This is a genomic window from Thauera sp. (assembly GCF_034003485.1).
In the GTDB taxonomy this organism is placed as follows: Bacteria; Pseudomonadota; Gammaproteobacteria; order Burkholderiales; family Rhodocyclaceae; genus Thauera.
The window spans coordinates 217,907-240,074 of sequence record NZ_JAVEYL010000001.1; the positions used below are offsets into that span (position 1 = coordinate 217,907).

The 22,168-nt window shown below is 66.5% G+C and carries 22 protein-coding genes; 18 read left to right on the forward strand and 4 right to left on the reverse strand.

The window, feature by feature from the left end:
* Positions 1–34 precede the first annotated feature (34 nt).
* From fliW to RBT54_RS01080, 8 genes are all read left to right on the forward strand, one after another.
* A complete protein-coding gene (fliW, locus tag RBT54_RS01045; protein WP_320363222.1) occupies positions 35–478 on the forward strand; it encodes a flagellar assembly protein FliW in 444 nt (147 codons plus the stop codon).
* Between the two features lie 74 nt (positions 479–552).
* The gene (locus RBT54_RS01050) at positions 553–933 is read left to right on the forward strand and encodes a RidA family protein (RefSeq protein ID WP_320363225.1); all 381 of its coding nucleotides are present in this window, start codon (positions 553–555) and stop codon (positions 931–933) included.
* 15 nt (positions 934–948) lie between these two features.
* A complete protein-coding gene (gene recG / locus RBT54_RS01055; RefSeq protein ID WP_320363227.1) occupies positions 949–3,003 on the forward strand; it encodes an ATP-dependent DNA helicase RecG in 2,055 nt (684 codons plus the stop codon).
* A gap of 67 nt (positions 3,004–3,070) precedes the next feature.
* The gene (locus tag RBT54_RS01060; RefSeq protein ID WP_320363228.1) at positions 3,071–3,664 is read left to right on the forward strand and encodes a chorismate--pyruvate lyase family protein; all 594 of its coding nucleotides are present in this window, start codon (positions 3,071–3,073) and stop codon (positions 3,662–3,664) included.
* Positions 3,661–4,542 carry a 4-hydroxybenzoate octaprenyltransferase gene (gene ubiA / locus RBT54_RS01065; RefSeq protein ID WP_320363230.1) on the forward strand — a complete coding sequence of 294 codons (882 nt, stop codon included), beginning with the start codon at positions 3,661–3,663 and terminating at the stop codon, positions 4,540–4,542. Before RBT54_RS01060 ends, ubiA begins: the two co-directional genes overlap by 4 nt.
* Positions 4,543–4,616: 74 nt before the next feature.
* Positions 4,617–5,441 carry an orotidine-5'-phosphate decarboxylase gene (gene pyrF, locus RBT54_RS01070; RefSeq protein ID WP_320363232.1) on the forward strand — a complete coding sequence of 275 codons (825 nt, stop codon included), beginning with the start codon at positions 4,617–4,619 and terminating at the stop codon, positions 5,439–5,441.
* A gap of 63 nt (positions 5,442–5,504) precedes the next feature.
* Positions 5,505–6,995 (forward strand): 4-hydroxy-3-polyprenylbenzoate decarboxylase, encoded by a 1,491-nt coding sequence (gene ubiD / locus RBT54_RS01075; RefSeq protein WP_320363234.1) that lies wholly within the window; start codon positions 5,505–5,507, stop codon positions 6,993–6,995.
* A gap of 111 nt (positions 6,996–7,106) precedes the next feature.
* Positions 7,107–7,520 carry a hypothetical protein gene (locus RBT54_RS01080; protein WP_320363236.1) on the forward strand — a complete coding sequence of 138 codons (414 nt, stop codon included), beginning with the start codon at positions 7,107–7,109 and terminating at the stop codon, positions 7,518–7,520.
* Positions 7,521–7,600: 80 nt separating this feature from the next.
* Here RBT54_RS01080 and dacB read toward each other — a convergent pair whose 3' ends face one another.
* Positions 7,601–9,052, reverse strand: coding sequence for a D-alanyl-D-alanine carboxypeptidase/D-alanyl-D-alanine-endopeptidase (dacB, locus tag RBT54_RS01085; RefSeq protein WP_320363238.1), 1,452 nt, complete (start codon positions 9,050–9,052; stop codon positions 7,601–7,603).
* 144 nt (positions 9,053–9,196) lie between these two features.
* On the opposite strand from dacB, the gene RBT54_RS01090 reads away from it, so the two are divergent.
* On the forward strand, positions 9,197–9,547 hold the full coding sequence (locus RBT54_RS01090) for a hypothetical protein (protein ID WP_320363240.1): 351 nt from the start codon (positions 9,197–9,199) through the stop codon (positions 9,545–9,547).
* A gap of 53 nt (positions 9,548–9,600) precedes the next feature.
* Here the strand turns inward: RBT54_RS01090 and lysA are convergent, their stop codons facing one another.
* A complete protein-coding gene (lysA, locus tag RBT54_RS01095) occupies positions 9,601–10,881 on the reverse strand; it encodes a diaminopimelate decarboxylase (RefSeq protein ID WP_320363243.1) in 1,281 nt (426 codons plus the stop codon).
* A complete protein-coding gene (lptM, locus tag RBT54_RS01100) occupies positions 10,878–11,051 on the reverse strand; it encodes an LPS translocon maturation chaperone LptM (protein WP_320363245.1) in 174 nt (57 codons plus the stop codon). Before lptM ends, lysA begins: the two co-directional genes overlap by 4 nt.
* 45 nt (positions 11,052–11,096) lie before the next feature.
* On the opposite strand from lptM, the gene cyaY reads away from it, so the two are divergent.
* Positions 11,097–11,423 carry an iron donor protein CyaY gene (cyaY, locus tag RBT54_RS01105; RefSeq protein WP_320363247.1) on the forward strand — a complete coding sequence of 109 codons (327 nt, stop codon included), beginning with the start codon at positions 11,097–11,099 and terminating at the stop codon, positions 11,421–11,423.
* A 22-nt stretch (positions 11,424–11,445) separates the two neighbouring features.
* Here cyaY and RBT54_RS01110 read toward each other — a convergent pair whose 3' ends face one another.
* Complete coding sequence (locus RBT54_RS01110; protein ID WP_320363249.1) at positions 11,446–13,863, reverse strand: PBP1A family penicillin-binding protein; 2,418 nt, start codon at positions 13,861–13,863, stop codon at positions 11,446–11,448.
* Between the two features lie 187 nt (positions 13,864–14,050).
* On the opposite strand from RBT54_RS01110, the gene RBT54_RS01115 reads away from it, so the two are divergent.
* The 8 genes from RBT54_RS01115 to RBT54_RS01150 all read left to right on the forward strand — a co-directional run bounded on the left by RBT54_RS01115 (position 14,051) and on the right by RBT54_RS01150 (position 21,987).
* Positions 14,051–15,127 (forward strand): pilus assembly protein PilM, encoded by a 1,077-nt coding sequence (locus tag RBT54_RS01115; protein ID WP_320363251.1) that lies wholly within the window; start codon positions 14,051–14,053, stop codon positions 15,125–15,127.
* Positions 15,124–15,732 (forward strand): PilN domain-containing protein, encoded by a 609-nt coding sequence (locus tag RBT54_RS01120; RefSeq protein ID WP_320363253.1) that lies wholly within the window; start codon positions 15,124–15,126, stop codon positions 15,730–15,732. The genes RBT54_RS01115 and RBT54_RS01120 overlap by 4 nt, the downstream gene beginning before the upstream one ends.
* The gene (locus RBT54_RS01125) at positions 15,729–16,409 is read left to right on the forward strand and encodes a type 4a pilus biogenesis protein PilO (protein WP_320363255.1); all 681 of its coding nucleotides are present in this window, start codon (positions 15,729–15,731) and stop codon (positions 16,407–16,409) included. The genes RBT54_RS01120 and RBT54_RS01125 overlap by 4 nt, the downstream gene beginning before the upstream one ends.
* Positions 16,406–16,927, forward strand: a complete 522-nt coding sequence (locus RBT54_RS01130; protein WP_320363257.1) for a pilus assembly protein PilP — start codon at positions 16,406–16,408, stop codon at positions 16,925–16,927. Before RBT54_RS01125 ends, RBT54_RS01130 begins: the two co-directional genes overlap by 4 nt.
* Entirely contained in the window at positions 16,924–19,077 is a 2,154-nt protein-coding gene (gene pilQ / locus RBT54_RS01135; RefSeq protein ID WP_320363259.1) for a type IV pilus secretin PilQ, read from the forward strand. Before RBT54_RS01130 ends, pilQ begins: the two co-directional genes overlap by 4 nt.
* A gap of 89 nt (positions 19,078–19,166) precedes the next feature.
* Positions 19,167–19,697 carry a shikimate kinase gene (locus RBT54_RS01140; RefSeq protein ID WP_320363261.1) on the forward strand — a complete coding sequence of 177 codons (531 nt, stop codon included), beginning with the start codon at positions 19,167–19,169 and terminating at the stop codon, positions 19,695–19,697.
* Positions 19,685–20,767 (forward strand): 3-dehydroquinate synthase, encoded by a 1,083-nt coding sequence (gene aroB / locus RBT54_RS01145; protein WP_320363264.1) that lies wholly within the window; start codon positions 19,685–19,687, stop codon positions 20,765–20,767. Before RBT54_RS01140 ends, aroB begins: the two co-directional genes overlap by 13 nt.
* 95 nt (positions 20,768–20,862) lie before the next feature.
* Positions 20,863–21,987, forward strand: coding sequence for a deoxyguanosinetriphosphate triphosphohydrolase (locus RBT54_RS01150; protein ID WP_320363266.1), 1,125 nt, complete (start codon positions 20,863–20,865; stop codon positions 21,985–21,987).
* Positions 21,988–22,168 lie beyond the last annotated feature (181 nt).

Consider the following 22,168-nt stretch of genomic DNA (forward strand, 5'->3'; position numbering starts at 1 on the left):
CGAGGGACCATGATCCTTTGAGGAGAAACGTCACATGCAGATCAAGAGCCCGATGTTCGGCAGCGCAGACATCGCCGAGGACAAGATCATCGAATTCCCCATGGGCTTGCCCGGCTTTGAGGAATGCCGGCGCTGGACCCTGGTGCATGAAGCCGGGCGTGAGCCGGATGTTTTCCTGCTGCAGAGCGTGGATGACCCGCAGGTCGGATTCTCGATCACGATGCCGGCGCTGCTCGGCGTGAATCTCGAATTCACCCTGAGCGACCAAGAGGCCGCCATGCTCAAGCTGGCTTCGCCGGCCGATGCTGTGGTGGCGGTCATCGTGCGCAAGGAGGACGTCGATGCCGCCAGTCCGGCCTCCGCCGGTCTGCGTGCCAACTTCGTCGCACCGCTGGTGATCAATGTGGGTGAGCGCATTGGCATGCAGAAGGTCATCAATCGCCTGGGCTGCGAGATCACGCTGCGCGCGCAGGGCTGAGCACGGACGCGCTCGGACGCGTCTGGGGGCGGGCAGGTACAATGCCGACTTCTCGTATCCGGAGGCATGTAGCCATGGCCCGTCAGATCATCTCCACTCCCAACGCCCCGGCCGCAATCGGCCCTTATTCGCAGGCGGTCAGGGCTGGCAACCAGGTTTTCCTGTCCGGCCAGATCGGCCTCGACCCCGCCACCATGGAGATGGTGGACGGCGTCGAAGCCCAGGCTCGGCAGGTGTTCGCCAACCTCAAGGCGGTGGCCGAGGCCGCTGGCGGTTCGTTCGGCGATGCGGTCAAGCTCACAATCTACCTGACCGATCTCTCCCATTTCGGCGTGGTCAATGAGGTCATGAAGGGCTGCTTCGTCGAGCCCTTCCCGGCGCGCGCCACGGTGGGCGTGCGCGAACTGCCGCGCGGCGCGCTGGTCGAGGCCGACCTGGTGCTGGTCCTCGACTGAGCATCGTCCAGGGCAGTGGGGGCAGTGGAATTGCCGCAGGGCTGGCCGGGAGTCGGTCAGCAGCTTGCCGGCCGACTCGCAAAGCTGGACCTGCGTGGCCCTCGCGATGTGCTGCTGCACCTGCCGATGCGCTATGAGGATGAGACCCGGGTGACCCCGATCGTCGCCACCCGGCCAGGCTTTCTGGCGCAGATCGAGGGCGAGGTGCTGTCTGCCGAGGTCACGCTGCGCCCCCGGCGCCAGCTCGTCGTGCGCGTAGGCGACGGCAGCGGCACGCTGGTGGCGCGCTGGCTCAATTTTTACCCTTCGCAGCAGAAGCAGCTTGCGACCGGTTGCCGGGTGCGGCTGTTCGGCGAAGTGCGGGGCGGTTTCTTCGGCGACGAGATGGTGCATCCGCGCGTGCGTAGTGTGGAGGCGGGCGAGCCGCTGCCCGAGGCGCTGACGCCGGTTTATCCGACCACCGCGGGTGTGGGGCAGGCGACGCTGCGCAAGCTGGTCGACCGTGCGCTGCAGACCGAGGCGCTCGACGACCTGCTGCCGCCCGACTGGCTGCGGCGTTTGAGCCTGCCCGGGTTCACCGAATCCCTGCGGGCCTTGCACCATCCCGCGCCCGACGCCGATCCCTTCGCGCTCGAGCAGCGTGAGCATCCCGCCTGGCGCCGGATGAAGTTCGAGGAGCTGCTGGTGCAGCAACTGTCGCTGCGCCGCGCCTATCTGGCACGCCGCGCGCGCGCTGCGGTGGCGTTACCCGCGCGTGGGCAACTCACCGCCGCCTTGCTCGCCAGCCTGCCTTTTCGCCCCACCGGCGCCCAGGCCCGTGTCCAGGCCGAGATCGCGATCGACCTCGCCGCGCCGCATCCGATGCAGCGCCTGCTGCAGGGCGACGTGGGCTCGGGCAAGACCCTGGTGGCTGCGCTCGCGATGCTGCAGGCGGTGGAGAACGGCTGGCAGGCGGCGATGATGGCGCCCACCGAGATCCTCGCCGAGCAGCACTGGAAGAAGCTCTCTGCCTGGCTGGCGCCGCTCGGACTCGAGGTGGCGTGGCTGTCGGGCAGTCGCAAGAAGCGCGAGCGCGAGGCCGACCTCGCGCGGCTGGCGAGTGGCGAGATCCTGCTCGCGGTCGGCACGCATGCGCTGATCGAGGATCCGGTGACGCTGCCGCGCCTGGCGCTGGCGGTGGTCGACGAACAGCATCGCTTCGGTGTGCGCCAGCGCCTCGCCCTGCGCGAGAAGGGCAACGAAGGCCGCCGCCCGCACATGCTGATGATGTCGGCGACGCCGATCCCGCGCACGCTGGCCATGACGCATTACGCCGACCTCGACGTGTCGGTGCTCGACGAGCTGCCGCCCGGGCGTACGCCGATTCGCACCCGGTTGGTGTCCGATGCGCGCCGCGAGCAGGTCGTCGCCCGCATGCGGGAGGCCTGCCTTGGCCGGCGCCAGGCCTACTGGGTGTGTCCGCTGATCGAGGAGTCCGAGGCGCTCCAACTGCAGACCGCGCAGGACACCTTCGCCGCGCTGGTCGAGGCGCTGCCCGAGCTGCGTATCGGCCTCGTCCACGGCCGGCTCAAGAACGCCGAGAAATCCGCCACCATGGCGGCGTTCTCGGCGGGCGAACTCGATGTGCTGGTGTCGACCACGGTGATCGAAGTTGGCGTGGACGTGCCCAACGCCAGCCTGATGGTGATCGAGCACGCCGAGCGTTTCGGGCTCGCGCAGCTGCACCAGTTGCGCGGGCGGGTCGGGCGCGGCACGGCCGAATCCGAATGCATCCTGATCTACGCCCAGCCCCTGTCGCAGACCGGGCGCGCACGGCTCAAGGTCATCTTCGAGAACACCGACGGCTTCGCGATCGCGCGCGAGGACCTGCACATTCGCGGCCCGGGCGAGTTCGTCGGCGCGCGCCAGAGCGGCGTGCCGCTGCTGCGTTATGCCGACCTCGAGGGCGATGCCGAGCTGATCGAGCCTGCCCGTGAACTGGCCGAGACGCTGCTCGAACACGATCCGGCGACGGCCCAGGCGCTGATGACGCGCTGGCTGGGCGGACGCGAGGCCTTGCTGCGCGCATGAACATCACTTTCCGTCACGCATCGTCCCCGCGCCACGAGCCGGCGCGCTGCAACCGATTCTCCTCCCGATGCGTCCGCTGATCGCCTTTCCGCTCCACACCGGCCCCCGCCACGAAACCTGGCTCGCCCATCCGCCGCGGTCGGCAATGCCCGCTGCGCTGTTGCCCTGGCTGAGCGATCCTGGCTCGCTCACCGCCCGCATCCGTGCGCGCTGCAGTCGCTTTGCCGTGCAGGTGGTATGCCAGAAACTTGCGCGCGTGCATCGCGACGAAGCGCTCTTGCTCGGCTTGCGCCCGGGCGAGCGCGCCTGGGTGCGCGAGGTGCTGCTGGTGGCCGACGGGCGGCCGGTGGTGTTCGCGCGCTCGCTGCTGCCGCCGCGCAATGTGCGGGGGGCGTGGAACCTCTTCCACGGCATGGGCTCGCGGCCGCTCGGTCAGGCGCTGTTCTCCGATCCGGCGATCAGCCGCCTGCCGCTGGCTTGCCGGCGTCTGGACGGGCGCGATGCGCGGTATCATCGCGCCCAGGCTGCGCTGAACCGTTACGCGCCCGCGCAATACCTGCCGCGCACCCTGTGGGCGCGGCGCTCCGTGTTCCTGCTGCGCGGCAGCGCGCTGATGGTGAGCGAAGCCTTCCTGCCCGAAATCCTGGAACTGCCCCGATGACGTCCGGCATGAGCCTGAACGACAAGCTGCCCCATTACATCCGCCTGATGCGGATCGACAAACCCATCGGCACCCTGCTGCTGCTGTGGCCCACGCTGTGGGCGCTGTGGGTGGCGGCCGAGGGCTGGCCGCCGCTGCACATCCTGGTGATCTTCGTGATCGGCACCTTCCTGATGCGCTCGGCCGGCTGCGTGATCAACGACTACGCCGACCGCGACATCGACGGTCACGTGGAGCGTACGGTCAATCGCCCGCTTGCCACCGGGGTGGTGAGCGCGCGCGAGGCGCTGTGGCTGGCAGGTGGCTTGTCGCTGGTCGCCTTCCTGCTCGTGCTGCCGCTCGATCCGTTGGTGATCTGGCTGTCGATTCCCGCGCTCTTCCTGGCGGCCAGCTACCCCTTCACGAAGCGCTTCTTCGCGGTGCCGCAGGCTTATCTGGGACTGGCGTTCGGCTTCTCGATCCCGATGGGCTTCGCCGCGGTGCAGGGCGAGGTGCCGGCGCTGGCCTGGCTGATGCTCGTCGCCAACGCGCTGTGGACGATCGCCTACGACACCGAATACGCCATGGTCGATCGCCCGGACGACCTCAAGATCGGCATCAAGACCTCGGCGATCACCTTCGGCCGCTTCGATGTCGCCGCGGTCATGCTGTGCTACGCGGTGGCGATCGGGCTGCTTGGCGTGGTCGGCCTGCTGATCGAGGCCGGGGCCGCCTACTACCTCGGGCTCGCCGCGGCTGCGGGCATCGCCGGCTATCACTACACGCTGATCCGCGCGCGCGAACGCGCCGACTGCTTCAAGGCCTTCCGCCACAACAACTGGTTCGGCGCTGCCGTATTCGCCGGCATTTTCATCGACTATCTGCTGCGCGCGGCGTAAGCGCTGCGCGGTCGCTCGCCGAACCCCCGCCTTCGCAATCGCCAACTCCAGACTCTCCCTTTTCGGGTTTTCCCATGCACTTCATGACCGCCCTCGAGGCCGCCTGGCAACAGCGCAACAGCCTGCTCTGCGTCGGCCTCGACCCTGATCCCGCGAAATTTCCTATCCATCTGCAGGGCCGGCCCGACGCCATCCTCGAATTCTGCAGGGCGATCGTCGACGCCACCGCCGACCTGGTGTGCTGCTTCAAGCCGCAGATCGCCTACTTCGCCGCCCATCGCGCCGAGGACCAGCTCGAGGCGCTCATCACGCACATCCACGCCGCCCACCCCGACACCGCGGTGATCCTCGACGCCAAGCGCGGCGACATCGGCAGCACCGCCGAGCAGTACGCCATCGAGGCCTTCGAGCGCTTCAAGGCCGACGCCATCACGGTCAATCCCTACATGGGTCGCGACTCGGTCGATCCCTACCTGGCCTATCCGGACAAGGGCGTGATCCTGCTGTGTCGCACTTCCAACCCGGGCGGCTCGGACCTGCAGTTCCTGGAGGTCGATACGCCGCGTGGCCGCATGAAGCTCTTTGAATACGTCGCGCGCACCGTGGCCGAAGACTGGAACGCCAGCGGCAACTGCGGCCTGGTGGTCGGCGCCACTTTCCCGGCCGAGATCGCGCGCGTGCGCGAACTCACCGGCGACATGCCGCTGCTGGTGCCGGGCATCGGTGCCCAGGGCGGCGACATCGCCGCGACGCTTGCGGCTGGGCGCACGGCCAAGGGAACCGGGCTGATGATCAACTCTTCGCGTGCGATTCTGTACGCAGGCAAGGGCGAGGATTTCGCCGAGGCCGCACGCAAGGTGGCGCTCGAAACCCGCGACGCGATCAACGCGCAGCGCTGAAGGGCTGCGACCCAGGGTCCCGGGCGTGCAGCGCCCGTCTGAATATTGATCAATGAGACCTGAATGAGATACAACGACCTGCGCGACTTCATCTCCCAGCTCGAAGCCCGCGGCGAGCTCAAGCGCATCACCGTCCCGGTCGACACCCACCTCGAGATGACCGAGATCGCCGACCGCGTGCTGCGCGCCGGCGGTCCCGCCCTGCTGTTCGAGAAGCCGGTGACCAAGGGCGTGGCGCAATCCATCCCGGTGCTCGCCAACCTCTTCGGCACCCCGCAGCGGGTGGCGATGGGCATGGGCGAGGACGTCGCCGACGGCAACTGGAGCACGCCGTTGCGCGAAGTGGGCAAGCTGCTTGCCTACCTCAAGGAGCCCGAGCCGCCCAAGGGCCTGAAGGACGCCTGGGACAAGCTGCCGGTGTTGAAGCAGGTGCTCAACATGGCGCCCAAGGAGGTGCGTTCCGCGCCCTGCCAGCAGGTGGTGTGGCAGGGCGACGAGGTCGATGTGGCGAAGCTGCCGATCCAGCACTGCTGGCCGGGCGACGCCGCGCCGCTGATTACCTGGGGCCTGGTGGTGACCCGCGGGCCGCACAAGAAACGCCAGAACCTGGGCATCTACCGCCAGCAGGTCATCGGCCGCAACCGCGTGATCATGCGCTGGCTGGCGCACCGCGGCGGCGCGCTCGACTTCCTCGAGCACCAGCGCGCGCACCCGGGCGAGCCTTTCCCGATCTCGGTGGTGCTGGGTTGCGACCCGGCAACGATCCTCGGCGCGGTGACGCCGGTGCCGGATTCGATCTCCGAATACCAGTTTGCCGGCCTGCTGCGTGGCGCCAAGACCGAGCTGGTGAAGTGCCTCGGCAGCGACCTGCAGGTGCCGGCCTCGGCCGAGATCGTGCTCGAAGGCGCGATCCACCCTAACGACATGGCGCCCGAAGGCCCTTACGGCGATCACACCGGCTACTACAACGAGGTCTCGGACTTTCCCGTGTTCACCATCGAGCGCATCACCATGCGCCGCGACCCGATCTACCACAGCACCTATACCGGCAAGCCGCCCGACGAGCCGGCGATGCTGGGCGTGGCCTTGAACGAGGTGTTCGTGCCGCTGCTGCAGAAGCAGTTCACCGAGATCGTCGACTTCTACCTGCCGCCGGAGGGCTGCTCATACCGCCTCGCGGTGGTCAGCATCAGGAAGCAGTACCCCGGTCACGCCAAGCGCGTGATGTTCGGCATCTGGAGCTTCCTGCGCCAGTTCATGTACACCAAGTTCATCATCGTGGTGGATGAGGACGTGAACATCCGCGACTGGAAGGAGGTGATCTGGGCGCTCACCACGCGCATGGACGCCACCCGCGACACCACGCTGGTCGACAACACGCCGATCGACTACCTCGACTTCGCCAGCCCGGTCGCGGGCCTGGGCAGCAAGATGGGGCTGGATGCGACCAACAAGTGGCCGGGCGAGACCAGCCGCGAATGGGGTACGCCGATCGTCATGGACGACGCGGTGAAGGCGAAGGTGGATGCGATGTGGGGCGAGCTGGGGTTGTAGCGTTACGTTTTGTTGTTGCACTGCAGCCGAACACGGAGCATGGTCCGCGGTCGAAGCCTTTGTCATGCGCTGCGGAGTTTCCCGGCGCGGGCTTCATTTCCAGGAGAATCGATGAGCACTTCCTATCCCGCCCCGCTCGATGCCGGCCAGCCGTCCGAGAACATGGTCACGGTCACCCATCTGGTCTATGCGCTGCACGCCTTCGCGGTGTTCTCGGCGGTGGTCGGCTCGGCGACGATCATCTTCAGCTTCGTCGCCAGCCTGCCCTCGATCGCCGCGGTGGTTCTGAACTACTGGAACCAGAATGCGGTGCGCGGCACCTGGCTGGAAACCCACTTCCGCTGGCAGATCCGCACGTTCTGGTTCGCGGTGATGTGGATCGCGGTGTCGCTGCTGATGGTGATCACCGTGATCGGCGTGCCGTTCGCGATTGCAGCGCTGCTGCTCGCCGGGCTGTGGATCCTGTACCGCATCGTGCGCGGCTGGTGGGTGCTGATCCAGCGCCGGCCGCTGCCGATGGGCTGATTCGGTGGCCTTCCGTGTCCTCACTCTCCCGCCCTGCGACCGGGTGCGCATGCTGCGTACCCGGTCGCCACGCTTCAAGCTCAGGGCGTTCCCGCCCATAGCCAGTCCATCAGTGCATCCTGTGCCGCGGCGCTTTTCGGCGCCTCGGGGTGATTGACCATCATCACCACGGCGTGGCGACGGCCGTGGCGGTCGAGCAGGTAGCCGGCCATCGCGCGCACGCCGTTCAAGGTACCGGTCTTGATGTGCGCGTGGCCGCTCGCCGGGCTGTTGCGCAGCCGGCCGCGCGCGGTGCCGTCGAGCCCGGCGACCGGTAGCGCGGCGATGTATTCCGGCATCCACGGCCGTTGCCAGGCTTTCAGCAGCAGCGTGCCGAGGCTGTCGGCACGGATGCGCTCGATCCGCGACAGGCCCGAGCCGTTCTCGATCACGAGTCCGTCGGTGTCGATTCCCGCGCGTGCGAGCAGTTCGCCCGCCACGCGTGCGCCGTCTGCGACCATGTCGGGCATCGGTGCCGCGCTGGAGGGGAGTGCGCTTCCCAGCGTCGCCAGGAGCTGGCGGGCGATGACGTTGCTCGACCATTTGTTCATGTCGCGCACGACATCTGCGAGTGCGGGCGAGTCGTCGCCGAACAGCTCCTGCGCGTCTGCGGGGGTGTGGCCCGCGCGCACGGTCCCGCCCAGGCGGCCGCCGACTTCGCTCCACAGGGTACTCACCAGCGCAGTGCCGAACGCTGCCGGCGGCAGCGGGGCTGCGCTCCAGGTGCGCGGACCGCAGGCGGCGGGCAGGCTGCCGCTCAGTACCAGGCGCCGACCGCCCTCGATGCTCGCCTGCAGGTCGCCGTACCAGGTGCCGCAGGGTGCATCGGAGGTCAGGATGCGGTTGTCGATGTCGATGCCCGCCAGGGGCGGCTCGGCGGCCAGGGTGACCGGATCGTTGGCCGCCTTGCCCGGGTAAAGGCCGAGCAGCAGCGTGTTGTAGTTGAGCAGGAGGCCGTGCGGGCCGCTGTTGTAGGGGCGCAGGCCGCGACCGTCGAAGGCGTCGGGGTCGTGCGCGGGGAGGCGCAGTACCGATGCGTCGAGCACGATGTCACCGGCGATGCGCTCGATGCCGAGTGCGCGCAGCCGGCGCAGCAGCTTCCAGACGCGGTCGTAACCGAGCACCGGGTCGCCGCCGCCGATCAGGAACAGGTCGCCCTCCAGCACCCCGTTGCGGATCGGGCCGTGGGTGGCGATGCGGGTGCGCCAGGTGTGTGCGGGCCCGAGACGCTCGAGCGCGGCGAATGCCGTCACCAGTTTCATGACCGAGGCCGGGTTCATCGCCCGGTTGGCGTTGAAGGCGATGGTGGGTGCCGCCGCATCGACCGGCTGTACCCAAACCGATACCGCTTCGGCCGGAATGCGCGCGTTGTCGAGCGCCAGCTGGAGCGTGGGCGGGAGCCTGTCGCTTGCGGTCGAATGGTGTGCTGCAGCAAATGCGAGCGCTAGCACCAGAGATCGGCCTATGCGCGCAAAAGTGTGTCTAATAGCCATGATAATGATCACGAAGCGGCGTGATTTGCAGGCAACTTCGGCTCGGACTGCATTAGGATTGAGGGTATTCCGCATGGTAATTCATGCGGTGCAACAGGCGCTGTGCATACGCCGGACGGCGGGGCGCCGGGAAGGACAAGGATTATGAGCGGATTTGGGCACTACGCGCGCACGGCTGACGAGCTCGAGCGCGAGATCGTGAAGCGGGGCATCGCCATCGGGCTCGACTGGGAAGACGCCGCACGCCTGCGCGAACTTGCGCAGCAGGCCCTGAGCTGCACGTCAAACTGCATGATGAAGCTGCTGCGCAGCCCGATCCGTCAGGAAAAGCTGACCGGCGAACTGTTCGCACTTTCTGAACTCATGCTGGTGAACATGCGCCAGAGTGCCGAAACCGGTGTGCATACCCATGGCGGCCCAGCCTGGAAAGCTTTCGGGCGCGCACTGTACGAGGCTTACGACGCGGGCGCGGGGCGGGATCGCGAGGCGCTCTGAGGCAGCCCCGCCCACGCGTTGGGGCCGGGAGTTCCGGCACGCGCGGGCGGGCTTCAGGGCAGGGTATGCTCGGCCGCGAACAGCTCGGCCACCGTCTCGCGCTGACGCACCTCGTGTGCCTGGTCACCATCGATGATGACTTCTGCTGCGCGCGGGCGCGTGTTGTAGTTCGAACTCATCGTCATGCCATACGCGCCGGCCGAGAGGATCGCCAGCAGGTCGCCTTCGGCCACAGCCAGCTTGCGCGCACGGGCGAGAAAATCGCCGCTCTCGCAGATTGGCCCGACGATGTCGTACTCGGTCGCAGCGTCCGCGTGCGGATTGACCGCCACCACCTCGTGCCAGGCGTCGTACAGCGCGGGACGGGCGAGGTCGTTCATGGCTGCATCGACGATCGCAAAGTTCTTCGTCTCGCCCGGCTTCAGGTATTCGATGCGGGTGAGCAGCAGGCCGGCGTTGCCGACCAGCGAGCGCCCTGGTTCGAAGCACAGCTCCTCGCTGCGCCCCTCGAACACCGCCAGCAGCGGCGCCAGGTAGTCGGCAACGGCGGGCGGGGTCTCGTCGCGGTAGCGGATGCCGAGGCCGCCGCCGAGGTCGATGTGTTCGAGCACGATGCCTTCGGTGGCGAGGCGGTCGACGAGGTCACGCAGTTTCTGCGCGGCCTCTGCCATCGGCGCAGGATCGAGCAGCTGCGAGCCGATATGGCAGGCGACACCACTGATGCGAATGTTCGGCAGCGCGGCTGCATGGCGGTACAGGTCGAGGGCATCGGCAAAGGCGATGCCGAATTTGTTGCCCTTGAGCCCGGTGGAAATGTAGGGGTGGGTCTTGGGGTCGACGTCCGGATTGACGCGCAGCGCGATCGGCGCCTGCTTGCCGAGCTCGCCGGCGACCGCGTTCAGGTGCGCGAGCTCGGCGGCCGATTCCACATTGAAGCAGCGGATGCCGGCCTCCAGGGCCTGGCGCATCTCCGCGCGGGTCTTGCCCACGCCGGAGAACACCACCTTGTCGGCACGTCCCCCTGCGGCGAGCACGCGGGCGAGTTCGCCGCCCGAGACGATGTCGAAACCGGCGCCGAGGCGGGCAAACACCGACAGGATGCCGAGGTTCGAGTTGGCCTTGACGGCATAGCACACCAGTGCGCGGCGACCGGCCAGCGCCTGCTGCCAGGCACCAAACGCGGCTTCGAGCGCGGCCTTCGAATACACATAAGTGGGCGTGCCGAAGCGCGCTGCAATTTCGGCGAGCGGGATGTCTTCAAGCCACAGTGCGCCCTCACGGGCGTTGAGCGTGGGGACGGGCCAGGTGGCCGGGCGGGTGTCGGGAGCGTTCATTCGATCAGGGGGTCGGAAAGCAGGTCCTGCGGGACGATGGGTTTGCTATGATCGGCGCCCGCTTCGGGCTGGGAGGTCGAGCCGGGCGCGGGGAGATAGAGCGGACCCTTGATGCCGCAGGCGGAGAGCAGCGCGCAGGCAAGCGCGATCACGGTAAATTTGGCTCGCATCGCCGTTCTTCGGGAAAAACCGGAATGCTAACAGAAGGAGTCAGCATGGAAGAGTCTGCATTCAACGTGCTCGCCGAGGCCGAACTGGCCCGCATCGAGTCCGCGCTCGAGGGCTGCGGCGTGGATATCGATATCGAGCCCAAACCGGGCGGGATCCTCGAGCTCGAGTTCGACAACGGTACCAAGATGATCATCAATCGCCACACCGCCGCGCGCGAGATCTGGGTGGCGGCGAAGTCGGGCGGGTTCCATTTCCGGCCGCAGGACGGCAAATGGGTGAATACCCGTGGCGGTGCCGATCTGTGGGACATGCTCGCCGCGCTGGCGGGCGAGCAGGCCGGGGTGGCGATCCGTCTGACGCGGCCGGCCTGAGCGTTACGGCGCCGCGCTTCGCTCAGCGCCGGATCGGCGTCGGCATGCGGTCCTCGACCGGCGCCGGTGCCTGTGCCGGGGGCGGCAGCGGTGGCGGGCTGGCGATCGGGGCGGGCGGAATCGCTTCGATTTCCGCTTCCATCGCCGGCGAAGAATCATTGGCAAACATTTCCTGCAGCCAATCGGGGACGGGCGGCGGGGCCGGCGGCTGGTATTCGGCGTAGTGGTAGTCCTGGCGGGTGCCGAGTCCATTCTGGACCAGTTTCAGTCCGTTCGGCCGTGGGCGCTCGACCTCGGGCACGCCCTCGAGTGCCACTTTCATGTAGTTGATCCAGATTGGCAGGGCTGCGGCGCCACCGGTCTCGCCGCGGCCGAGGTTGCGCGGCTGGCTGTGGCCGACCCACGAGACGGTGACGAGGTCTGGGTGATAACCACAGAACCAGGCGTCGACGTAATCGTTGGTGGTGCCGGTCTTGCCCGCGAGGTCGTTGCGCTTCAGGACGCGGGCGCGGGTGGCGGTCCCGCGCTGGACCACGTCCCGCATCATCGAGTCCATCAGCCAGGCGTTACGCTCATCGATCACGCGTGGCGCGCTGTCGCCGGCAACCGGTGGGTCGGTGCGCGCGATGAGGCGGCCGCTGCCGTCGTAGATTTCCTTCACGACGTAGGGCTCGATGCGGTATCCGCCGTTGGCGAACACGGCAAAGCCTGCAGCCATCTGCCACGGCGTGGCTGCGCCCGCGCCGAGCGCCATCGTCAGATAGGGCGGGTTCTGCGCCGGGTCGAAACCGAAACGGCTCAGGTAGTCGCGTGCGTATGCGGGGGTGATCTCCTCGAGCAGGCGGATCGAAACCATGTTCTTCGAGCGCGCGAGTGCGTCCCGCAGCGTCATCGGGCCGGCGTAGCGACCGTCGTAGTTCTTCGGCTCCCAGGCCTTGCTGCCGGTGACGCCGGCCGGGTAGTAGAGCGGGGCGTCGTCGAGCACGTTGCCCGGACCGAAATTGCGGTCGAGTGCCGCCGAAAAGATGAAGGGCTTGAAGCTGGAGCCCGGCTGGCGCACGGCCTGGGTGACGTGGTTGAACTTGTTGCGGTTGAAGTCGAAGCCGCCGATCAGTGCGCGCACGGCGCCGCTGTGCGAGTCGACCGCAACCAGTGCCGCCTGCACTTCGGGCAGCTGCGCGATTTCCCACGCGTCCTTGCCGGTGCTGCGCATGCGGATGATGGCGCCGCGTCGCACGCGGCGGCTCTGCGGTGCCTTTTCGGCCAGCATCGGGGCGGCGAAGCCGAGGCCCTTGCCGGTGATGCGGATTTCCTGACCGCGGCGATAGACGACGACTTCCTTCGGGCTGGCCTTGAGCACGACTGCGGCGAGCAGGTCGCCGTGGTCGCTGACCTCTCCGAGCGCTTCGTCGAGTTGCTCCTCGGAAACTTCGCCGGTGGGCAGTTCGGCGAAGGACTCCGGCCCGCGGTAGCCGTGGCGGCGGTCGTAGTCGATCACGCCGCGGCGCAAGGCCGCATAGGCAGCCTCCTGATCGGCGCGCGTCACCGTGGTGACGATGCGAATGCCCAGTTCATAGGCCCGTTCGCCGAACTGCTCGACCGCGATCTGGCGGGCCATTTCGGCGACATAGTCGGCCGGTACCGCGATGTCCTGCGTCTTGCGTGCGGCTGCGGTGTCGCGCTGGCTCTGCCGGGGGGTGGCGAATGTGAGCGCCTCTTCATATTGCACGCTGTCGATGAAGCCGGCTTCGAGCATGCGACGGAGCACGTATTGCTGGCGAACGGCGGCACGCGCCGGATTGACGATCGGGTTGAAGGCAGAAGGCGCCTTCGGCAGGCCGGCGAGCATGGCCGATTCGGGCAGGCTGAGCTGCTCGAGCGTCTTGCCGTAGTAGGCACGCGCCGCGGCCGCAAAGCCGTATGCGCGCTGGCCGAGAAAGATCTGGTTGATGTAGAGCTCGAGGATCTGGTCCTTGGTCAGGTTCTGTTCGATCTTCAGCGACAGCAGAATTTCATACAGCTTGCGGTTGTAGGTTTTCTCGCGCGACAGGAAGAAATTGCGCGCCACCTGCATCGTGATGGTGGAGGCGCCCTGTCCGCGGCCGCCGGAAGACAGGTTTGCGAGCGCGGCGCGCGCGAGGCCGACCGGATCGATCCCCTTGTGTTCGTAGAAGCGCTCGTCCTCCGCGGCGAGGATGGCGTGCTTGAGCGTGGAGGGAACCTCGGCGATGCGCACTACATCACGGCGCTCCTCCCCGAACTCGCCAATGAGGTGCCCATCTGCCGTATATACTCGCAGCGGCACTCGGGGTCGGTAGTCGGTGAGCGTGTCCAGCGCGGGCAGGTTGGGCCATGCGAACAAGGCCATTGCCGCGAGCGTGGCAAGGCCGAGAATGGCTAGCGCGAGCAGCGCTGCGATCGGATACAGGACCCAGCGCATGGGCAATCCAGAAGGGTTTTAAGCGGACGCGCATTATACGGGATGCCTTCGGGCGCCCCTCAAGTGTTCCTGTTAGTGGTCGTTAACCGTGAAGCAGTTCCCTTTACACCCCATGGGCTTGTTGCTAGCATGCTACAAAGTAGCTTAGATGTGACGCGTAACATGAAGAAATTTAAGGATTTTCTTTGTGATTGACCTCCCCTTTCTCAGCGCTGCAAAGCGTCAGCTTGCCGGGCTCGATATCTCGTCTTCATCCGTCAAGCTGGTCGAGTTGTCGGGGGGTGACAAGGACGCTTACAAAGTGGAGCGTTACGCGATCGAGCCGCTGCCGCGCGATGCGGTCGTCGACGGCAACATCGCCAACCTCGAGGCCGTGAGCGAGGCGGTCAGACGCGCGCTGCGCCGCTTTGGCGGGGGGGTGAAGAACGTGGCGGTGGCGCTGCCGTCGTCCTCGGTCATCACCAAGAAGATCATTCTCCCCGAAGGCCTGCGCGAGACCGAAATGGAGTTCGCGGTTGAAGCCGAGGCCAACCAGTACATCCCGTTCGCGCTCGACGAGGTCAATCTCGATTTCCAGGAGATCGGCCCCGCATCCGGCAGTCCGGGTGACGTCGAGGTCCTGATCGCCGCCTCGCGCAAGGACAAAGTCGAAGACCGCGTTGCAGTGGCGCAGTCCGCAGGCCTGAAGGCCGTCATCGTCGATGTCGAATCGCTGGCGATCGAGTCGGCTTTGGAACTGGTCTGTCGGCAGTTGCCGCGCGCTGGCGCAGATCAGGTCATCGCCCTGGTCGATATCGGCGCCAGCGTGATGAACGTCACCATGTTCCGTAACGGCCAGTCGATCTATTCACGTGAGCAGGCCTTCGGCGGCAGCCAGCTCACCCAGGATATTGCCCGCCAGTACGGCATGAGCTTCGAAGAGGCCGAGTCCGCCAAGCGGGCCGGCTCGCTGCCCGACAGCTACCCGCGAGACATGATGCGGCCGTTCATGGACAGTCTTGCACTCGAGGTCTCGCGCGCACTGCAGTTCTTCTTCACCTCGACCTCGTTCAATCAGGTGGATCACATCGTGCTCGCGGGCGGGTGTGCGGTCATGCCCGGTCTGGGCGACGTGGTCGGTGCCCGGGCGCAGGTCGATACGATCATCGCCAACCCCTTCGCTGGCATGACGCTGAGCAGCAAGGTGCGACCCAAATCCCTGCTGTCCGATGCGCCCTCGCTGATGGCGGCCTGTGGCCTGGCCTTGAGGAGGTTCGACGCATGATCCGGATCAATCTTCTCCCGCATCGCGTCGAGAAGCGTCGCCAGCGCCGCCAACAGTTCTACGCCGTTGCCGCGGCAATGATCGTGCTCGGTGCGCTCGTTGGCTTCGCCGTTCATGCGGTCTACAGCGGCCACATCGAGGCCCAGGAAGCACGCAACACCTTCCTCAAGACCGAGATCACCAAGCTCGATCGCGATATCGCCGAGATCCGTCGCCTCAAGGAGCAGATCGATGCAATGCTGGCGCGCAAGCAGGTCATCGAGTCGCTGCAGAGCACGCGAGCCGAAACCGTCCATCTGTTCAACGAACTCGCGCAGCGCATGCCGGACGGGGTGTACCTCAAGTCCATCAAGCAGAACGCCCGGCGTGTCACGCTGGTGGGATATGCGCAGTCCAATGCCCGGGTGTCGCACCTGATGCGCAACATCGAGGCCTCGCCCTTCCTGGAGCAACCTGCGCTGCTCGAGGCCAAGGCCGCAATGCTCGATACCCGCCGGGTGAGCGAGTTCACGCTTGCCCTCAGCATTCGCCAGCCCGAGAGCGAGGCGACGGATGATGCGGGCGGCAGGGCTGCGGCAGGCGCCACCAAGGGGGGGGCCAGATGAAACCGACCGCCGCTTCCGCTGCGCGCAAGGGCATCGACTTCAAGCGCATCGCCCAGGATTTCAAGGGCCTCGATCCCAACGATCCAGGGCTGTGGCCCGTCTCGCCGCGGGTCGCAGTGTTCATCGGCTTGCTCGCGCTCACGATTGCCGGCTTCTGGTGGTTCGACTGGCAGGATCAGGTTGCCACGCTGCAGCAACGCCAGGCCGAGGAGGTTCAGCTGCGTGATAGCTGGGTTGCCAAGAAACGCCAGGCCGTCAACCTCGAGGAACATCGCCGCCAGCTCGCCGAAATCGACCGCCAGTTCGGTGCGCTGCTCAAGCAGTTGCCCAACCGCGCGGAGATGGATTCCCTGCTGTCCGACATCAACCAGGCCGGACTTGGGCGTGGCCTCCAGTTCGAGCTCTTCAAGCCGGGCGCGGACGTGGTCAAGGAGTTCTACGCCGAGATGCCGATCGACGTGAAGGTGTCGGGCGTGTATCACGACCTCGGCGAGTTCGTCGCCGACGTGGCGCGCATGCCGCGTATCGTCACCCTGAACAACGTGGGCATCGAGGCCGACAAGGATGGGCGCCTCAAGCTAGACACCAAGGCCACCACCTACCGCTACCTCGACGAGGAAGAGCTCGCGCAGCAGCGCCAGGCTGCCCAGGCCGCGAAGCAGGGGAACAAGAAATGAACAGGGCTGCAATTGTTGGCGCCTGTGTGCTGCTCGCCGGTTGTGCGGGTGGTAGCGAGGACGATCTTCAGGTCTGGATGAACGAGCAGGCGAAGACCATGCGCGGGGCCGTACGCGCACTTCCCGAGCTGAAGCCCTTTCCGGTTGTGGCGTACGCGGGCATGCAGGGCGACGACCCGTACCGCCCGGCACGCATGGAGCCCGAGCGGCGCGCGTCTTCCGGCGCGCTGCGTCCGGACATGGATCGCCGCCGCGAGCCGCTCGAGTCCTATCCCCTCGAATCCATGCAGATGGTCGGCGTCCTGATGCAGGGACGCAACACGCATGCCCTGATCAAGGCCAATAACGCCTTGCATCAGGTGAAGGTCGGAAACCACATGGGACAGAATTTCGGCGTGGTCACGCAAATCACCGAGAACCAGGTGACCCTGCGCGAACTGGTCGAGGATGTCTACGGCGATTGGGTGGAGCGAGTCACCCCGCTGACGTTGCAGGAGCGGCAGGAGGCCGGAAGATGAGACACCGTATTGGAGTGCTGCTGCTTGCAGCCGTTTTTGCTGGCGTTGTTCCTGCGCCCTCCGCGCTTGCGCAGGATGCGGAGCAGACGCAGGTTTTCGCCAACCAGATCGAAGGCCTGGAAGTCGCCGAACAGGGCGGCACGGTCTACGTTCGCCTGACCCTGCGCGAACCGCTCGCGGTGCCGCCGCCGAGCTTCAGCGTCGCCAATCCGGCCCGGATCGCGTTCGACTTCGCCGGCACCGGCAATGCGCTGGGGCGTAACCTGCAGAGTATCGAGCAGGGCGACCTGCGCAGCGCGAACATCGTGCAGGCGGGCGATCGCACCCGGCTGGTGCTCAATCTCGTCAAGATGAGCCCCTACGAGGCGCGTGTGCAGGGGCGTGACCTCATCATCGCCATCTCGCCGACGTCCGCGCAGCTTGCGCAAAACACGGTGGTCACCGAGTCCCAGGGCAACTTCGCCGATTCGCGCGCGGTCGCCGCGAGTGGGCTCGCCGTGCGTGACATCAACTTCCGTCGCGGTACCGAAGGCGACGGCCGGATCGTCGTCGATCTGTCCAGCCCCGATACCGGCATCGACATCCGCCAGCAGGGCGGCAATCTGGTGGTGGACTTCCTGAAGACCGCACTGCCCGAGCATCTGCGCCGCCGCTCGGACGTCACCGACTTTGGAACGCCGGTCACCTCGATGACTGCGCAGCAGGTGGGCGACCGGGTACGCCTGACCGTGATGTCGAACGGGCTGTGGGAGCACAACGCCTACCAGAGCGAGAACCGGTTCGTGCTCGAGGTCAAGCGTGTCATAGAGGATCCCACTAAGCTCGGCGGAGGTCGCGCCGACTTCAAGGGCGAGAAGCTGTCGCTGAACTTCCAGAACGTCGACGTGCGTTCGGTGCTGCAGGTGATCGCCGACTTCACCGACTTCAACATCATCACGTCCGACTCGGTGCAGGGCAACCTGACCCTGCGCCTGAAGGATGTTCCCTGGGATCAGGCGCTCGACATCATCCTGCAGGCCAAGGGTCTGGACATGCGCAAGAACGGCAACGTGATCTGGATCGCGCCGGGTGACGAACTCGCCGCGCGCGAAAAGCTCCAGCTCGAGGCCAAGGCGCAGATCAACGACCTCGAGGCGCTGCAGACCGAAAGCTTCCAGATCAACTACCACAAGGCCAAGGAGATCTTCGACTTCCTCAAGGCCAAGGACCAGACCATGCTGTCCAAGCGCGGCAGCGTGGTGGTCGATGAGCGCAGCAACAAGGTCTTCGTGACCGACGTCGGCTCGCGCCTGCAGGCGCTGCGCCGCCTGGTGCAGGAGATCGACGTTGCGCCCCGTCAGGTTCTGATCGAGGCGCGGATCGTGGAGGCGAACAAGACCTTTGCCCGCGATCTGGGTGTCCGGCTCGGTTTTGGTGATCGCCGAAACCGCAGTCTGGGTGGTGGGGGCAAGATTGGGTTCGGAACCTCCGAGTTCGCCTCTGCGAATGCGGACGGCACCATCAATACCGCCGCGAATGCGCCGATCAATACGATCCTCCGAAGGGTGGGGGAGTCTGCAACGAGCGGTGATGGTTTCCTTCCGAACGGCTATGGGGCGCTAAACCTCACGCTGTTCAACAACAGCTTGACCCGTTTCCTCAACCTCGAGCTGCAGGCCCTTGAATCCGATGGTCGCGGCCGGGTGGTGTCGAGTCCGCGCGTGCTGACCGCGAACCAGGTCGAGGCCTCGATCGAGCAAGGTACCGAGATCCCCTACCAGGAAGCCTCGAGCTCTGGCGCCACCAGCGTCTCGTTCAAGAAGGCAGTCCTCTCGCTCAAGGTGAAGCCGCAGATCACGCCAGATGGACGTCTGCAGTTGTCGATCGAGGTCAATAAGGATCGACCGCTTTACGAACAGGCCTTGCTTGGCGTGCCGCCGATCGAGACCAAGAACGTCAAGAGCGAGGTCCTGATCGAGAACGGGGGTACCGTGGTGATCGGTGGCATCTACGAGGAAGAAGAAGCGACTGGCGTCGATCAGGTGCCGGTGCTCGGAGATATTCCCGTGCTCGGCAATCTGTTCAAGACGCGCAGCACGGTCTCGAACCGCAAGGAGCTGCTGGTCTTCATCACCCCGCGCATCGTCTCCGACGCGCTGACCCTCCGCTGAGTCCTTCACTCTGCTGATACAATCCGGGGGGCGGGCATCCCGAAAGGGTGCCCGCCCCTTTTTTCATCTGGATTTCCGGCGAGTCACGCGTGAGCTGTCTGATACTGATCGGCATGATGGGCGCCGGCAAGACCACGGTCGGCAAGGAACTGGCGCGGCGGCGCAAGCTGCGCTTTGCCGACTGCGACCAGGAAATCGTCGCCCGCACTGGTGTGAGCATCCCCACGATCTTCGAGATCGAGGGCGAGGCGGGTTTTCGCAAGCGCGAGACGCAGATGATGGACGAACTCACGCAGGTGCCCGACATCGTCATTGCCACCGGCGGTGGTGTCGTCCTTGCTCCGGCCAACCGCGAACTGATGCATGCGCGCGGCATCGTGATCTATCTCAACGTGCCGCCTCAGATCCTGTTCGAGCGCACGCGCCACGACCGTAACCGCCCGCTGCTGCAGGTCGAGAATCCGCGCCAGCGCATCGAGGAGCTGCACCGGCAGCGTGACCCGCTGTATCGCGAGGTGGCGCACATCATCGTCGAGGGGGGGCGCGGCAACCCCGCCACCATGGTGCGGCTGATCGAAGGCGCGGTGCACAAACACGAGGCGAATACATGCAGACCCTGAACGTCGCGCTCGGCGACCGCGCCTATCCCATCCACATCGGCCGCGGCCTGCTCGCGCGTGCTGACCTGATCCTGCCGCACCTGAAGACCAGGCGCGTGGCGATCGTCACCAATGATGTCGTCGGCCCGCTCTACCTCGACCGCTTGCGCGCCACGCTCGAGGCGGCGGGGGTGCGTGTGTCCGCGGTGGTGCTGCCCGATGGCGAGGCGAACAAGGACTGGCCGACGCTCAACCGTATCTTCGACATGCTGCTTGGCGAGCGCTGCGAGCGGTCGACCACGCTGGTCGCGCTCGGTGGTGGCGTGGTGGGCGACATGGGTGGTTTCGCCGCGGCCTGCTACCAGCGCGGCATGCCCTTCATCCAGATCCCGACCACGCTGCTGGCGCAGGTGGATTCTTCGGTGGGCGGCAAGACGGCGATCAACCATCCGCTGGGGAAGAACATGATCGGTGCCTTTTACCAGCCCAAGCTGGTGCTGGCCGACATCGACACCCTGAGCACGCTGCCCGACCGTGAGCTTGCCGCCGGGCTGGCCGAAGTCATCAAGTACGGCCTGATCCGCGATCCCGTCTTCCTGGACTGGCTGGAGGCGAATCTGGACGCCTTGGTCGCGCGCGATCCCGCGGCGCTGGCCTGCGCGATCGAGCGCTCGTGCCGCAACAAGGCCGAGGTCGTGGCCGCGGACGAGACCGAGCAGGGCGAGCGCGCGCTGCTCAACCTCGGCCACACCTTCGGCCATGCCATAGAGACCGGGCTCGGCTATGGTGAATGGCTGCATGGCGAGGCCGTTGCGGCCGGCACGATGATGGCAGCCGAGTTGTCGCGGCACCTGGGCTGGCTGCAGGATGAGGACATCGAGCGCATCGCCACCTTGTTCGCGCGCGCGCACCTGCCGGTGTGGGCGCCAAAATTGGGAGCGTCGCGATATCTGGATCTGATGGCGCACGACAAGAAGGTCGAGGCCGGCAAGCTGCGCCTGGTGCTGCTGCGCGAAATCGGCCGTGCGGTGATCCACGGCGAGGCTGCAGGCGAGGACATCGTCGCGGCGATCGAGGCGCGCTGCCGTTGAGTTGGAGGCGGTCGTATTCGCGGGCGCACTTGCAGGGTGCGCACGCGATGTGCGACCCGCGCCTTGAATCCGTGCATCAACACTCAGGAGATCGCATGCTCGAGTTCGCCCCCTATGCCGTCACCGAAGCCAACTCGCGCGGACGCCGCCATGACGAACCGGCGCCGGTGGCACGCGGCCAGTTCCAGCGTGACCGCGACCGCATCGTTCATTCCACTGCTTTTCGCCGCCTCGAATACAAGACCCAGGTGTTCGTGAATCACGAGGGCGACCTGTTTCGCACCCGGCTCACCCACAGCATCGAGGTCGCGCAGATCACCCGCGGCATCGCGCGCGAGCTCGGGCTCAACGAGGATCTCGCCGAGTCGATCGCGTTTGCGCACGACCTCGGGCACACGCCGTTCGGCCACGCCGGCCAGGACGCGCTCAACGCCTGCATGAAGGACTTCGGCGGTTTCGAGCACAACCTGCAGTCGCTGCGCACCGTGGACCTGCTCGAGGACCGCTACGCGGGCTTCGACGGCCTGAACCTGATGTTCGAGACTCGGGAGGGCATCCTCAAGCACTGTTCGCGCGCCAACGCCGAGCAGCTCGGTGATGTCGGCGAGCGCTTCCTCGCCGGCACCCAGCCTTCGCTCGAAGCCCAGCTTGCCAACCTCGCGGACGAGATCGCCTACAACAACCATGACGTCGACGACGGCCTGCGTTCGGGCCTGATCACGCTCGAGCAGCTCGATGACGTGCCGCTCTTCGCCGCCCAGCGCCGCGAGGCCGAGGCGCGCTGGCCGGGCCTGTCCGGGCGCAAGCTGATCAACGAGACCGTGCGCCGCATGATCCACCTGATGGTGATCGACCTCCTCGAACAGACCCGCGCCAACATCGCCGCCGCCGGCGTCGCCACGCTCGATGACGTGCGCGCCGCACCGCGCCTGGTGGCGTATTCGGACGCCTTGCTGCCGCGCCTGCGCGAGCTGAAGGTGTTCCTGCGCGACAACCTTTACCGCCACTACCAGGTGCTGCGCATGACCAGCAAGGCGCGGCGCATCGTCGGCGACCTGTTCGCCGCGTTCATGGACGACCCGCACATCCTGCCGCCGCAATACCAGGTGATGACGCGCGAGGACAAGCCGCGCGCGATCGCCGATTACATCGCCGGCATGACCGACCGCTACGCGATGAAGGAGCACCGGCGGCTGTTCGCGGTCGGCGAGATCCACTGACCAGCGCAGCGGTCGTGGGGGGGCTTGCCCGCGAATGCAGCGCTCCGGAGCGCGACATTCGCGGGCAAGCCTGCTCCCACGGCCCTGCTCGTAGCCGCGACGGGCCGGCTGCGCAAGCAGGCGGAGTGTCCGATCGAGGGCGTGCCGCAGTGCAAAAAAATTGTTGAATCCCCCCAGCTTT

Excerpts from the sequence above, each read along its gene's own strand:
- fliW (WP_320363222.1), top strand. The coding sequence starts at position 35 with ATGCAGATCAAGAGCCCGATGTTCGGCAGCGCAGACATCGCCGAGGAC.
- RBT54_RS01050 (WP_320363225.1), top strand. The coding sequence starts at position 553 with ATGGCCCGTCAGATCATCTCCACTCCCAACGCCCCGGCCGCAATCGGC.
- RBT54_RS01060 (WP_320363228.1), top strand. The coding sequence starts at position 3,071 with ATGCGTCCGCTGATCGCCTTTCCGCTCCACACCGGCCCCCGCCACGAA.
- ubiA (WP_320363230.1), top strand. The coding sequence starts at position 3,661 with ATGACGTCCGGCATGAGCCTGAACGACAAGCTGCCCCATTACATCCGC.
- pyrF (WP_320363232.1), top strand. The coding sequence starts at position 4,617 with ATGCACTTCATGACCGCCCTCGAGGCCGCCTGGCAACAGCGCAACAGC.
- ubiD (WP_320363234.1), top strand. The coding sequence starts at position 5,505 with ATGAGATACAACGACCTGCGCGACTTCATCTCCCAGCTCGAAGCCCGC.
- RBT54_RS01080 (WP_320363236.1), top strand. The coding sequence starts at position 7,107 with ATGAGCACTTCCTATCCCGCCCCGCTCGATGCCGGCCAGCCGTCCGAG.
- dacB (WP_320363238.1), bottom strand. The coding sequence starts at position 9,052 with ATGGCTATTAGACACACTTTTGCGCGCATAGGCCGATCTCTGGTGCTA.
- RBT54_RS01090 (WP_320363240.1), top strand. The coding sequence starts at position 9,197 with ATGAGCGGATTTGGGCACTACGCGCGCACGGCTGACGAGCTCGAGCGC.
- lysA (WP_320363243.1), bottom strand. The coding sequence starts at position 10,881 with ATGAACGCTCCCGACACCCGCCCGGCCACCTGGCCCGTCCCCACGCTC.
- lptM (WP_320363245.1), bottom strand. The coding sequence starts at position 11,051 with ATGCGAGCCAAATTTACCGTGATCGCGCTTGCCTGCGCGCTGCTCTCC.
- cyaY (WP_320363247.1), top strand. The coding sequence starts at position 11,097 with ATGGAAGAGTCTGCATTCAACGTGCTCGCCGAGGCCGAACTGGCCCGC.
- RBT54_RS01110 (WP_320363249.1), bottom strand. The coding sequence starts at position 13,863 with ATGCGCTGGGTCCTGTATCCGATCGCAGCGCTGCTCGCGCTAGCCATT.
- RBT54_RS01120 (WP_320363253.1), top strand. The coding sequence starts at position 15,124 with ATGATCCGGATCAATCTTCTCCCGCATCGCGTCGAGAAGCGTCGCCAG.
- RBT54_RS01125 (WP_320363255.1), top strand. The coding sequence starts at position 15,729 with ATGAAACCGACCGCCGCTTCCGCTGCGCGCAAGGGCATCGACTTCAAG.
- RBT54_RS01130 (WP_320363257.1), top strand. The coding sequence starts at position 16,406 with ATGAACAGGGCTGCAATTGTTGGCGCCTGTGTGCTGCTCGCCGGTTGT.
- pilQ (WP_320363259.1), top strand. The coding sequence starts at position 16,924 with ATGAGACACCGTATTGGAGTGCTGCTGCTTGCAGCCGTTTTTGCTGGC.
- aroB (WP_320363264.1), top strand. The coding sequence starts at position 19,685 with ATGCAGACCCTGAACGTCGCGCTCGGCGACCGCGCCTATCCCATCCAC.
- RBT54_RS01150 (WP_320363266.1), top strand. The coding sequence starts at position 20,863 with ATGCTCGAGTTCGCCCCCTATGCCGTCACCGAAGCCAACTCGCGCGGA.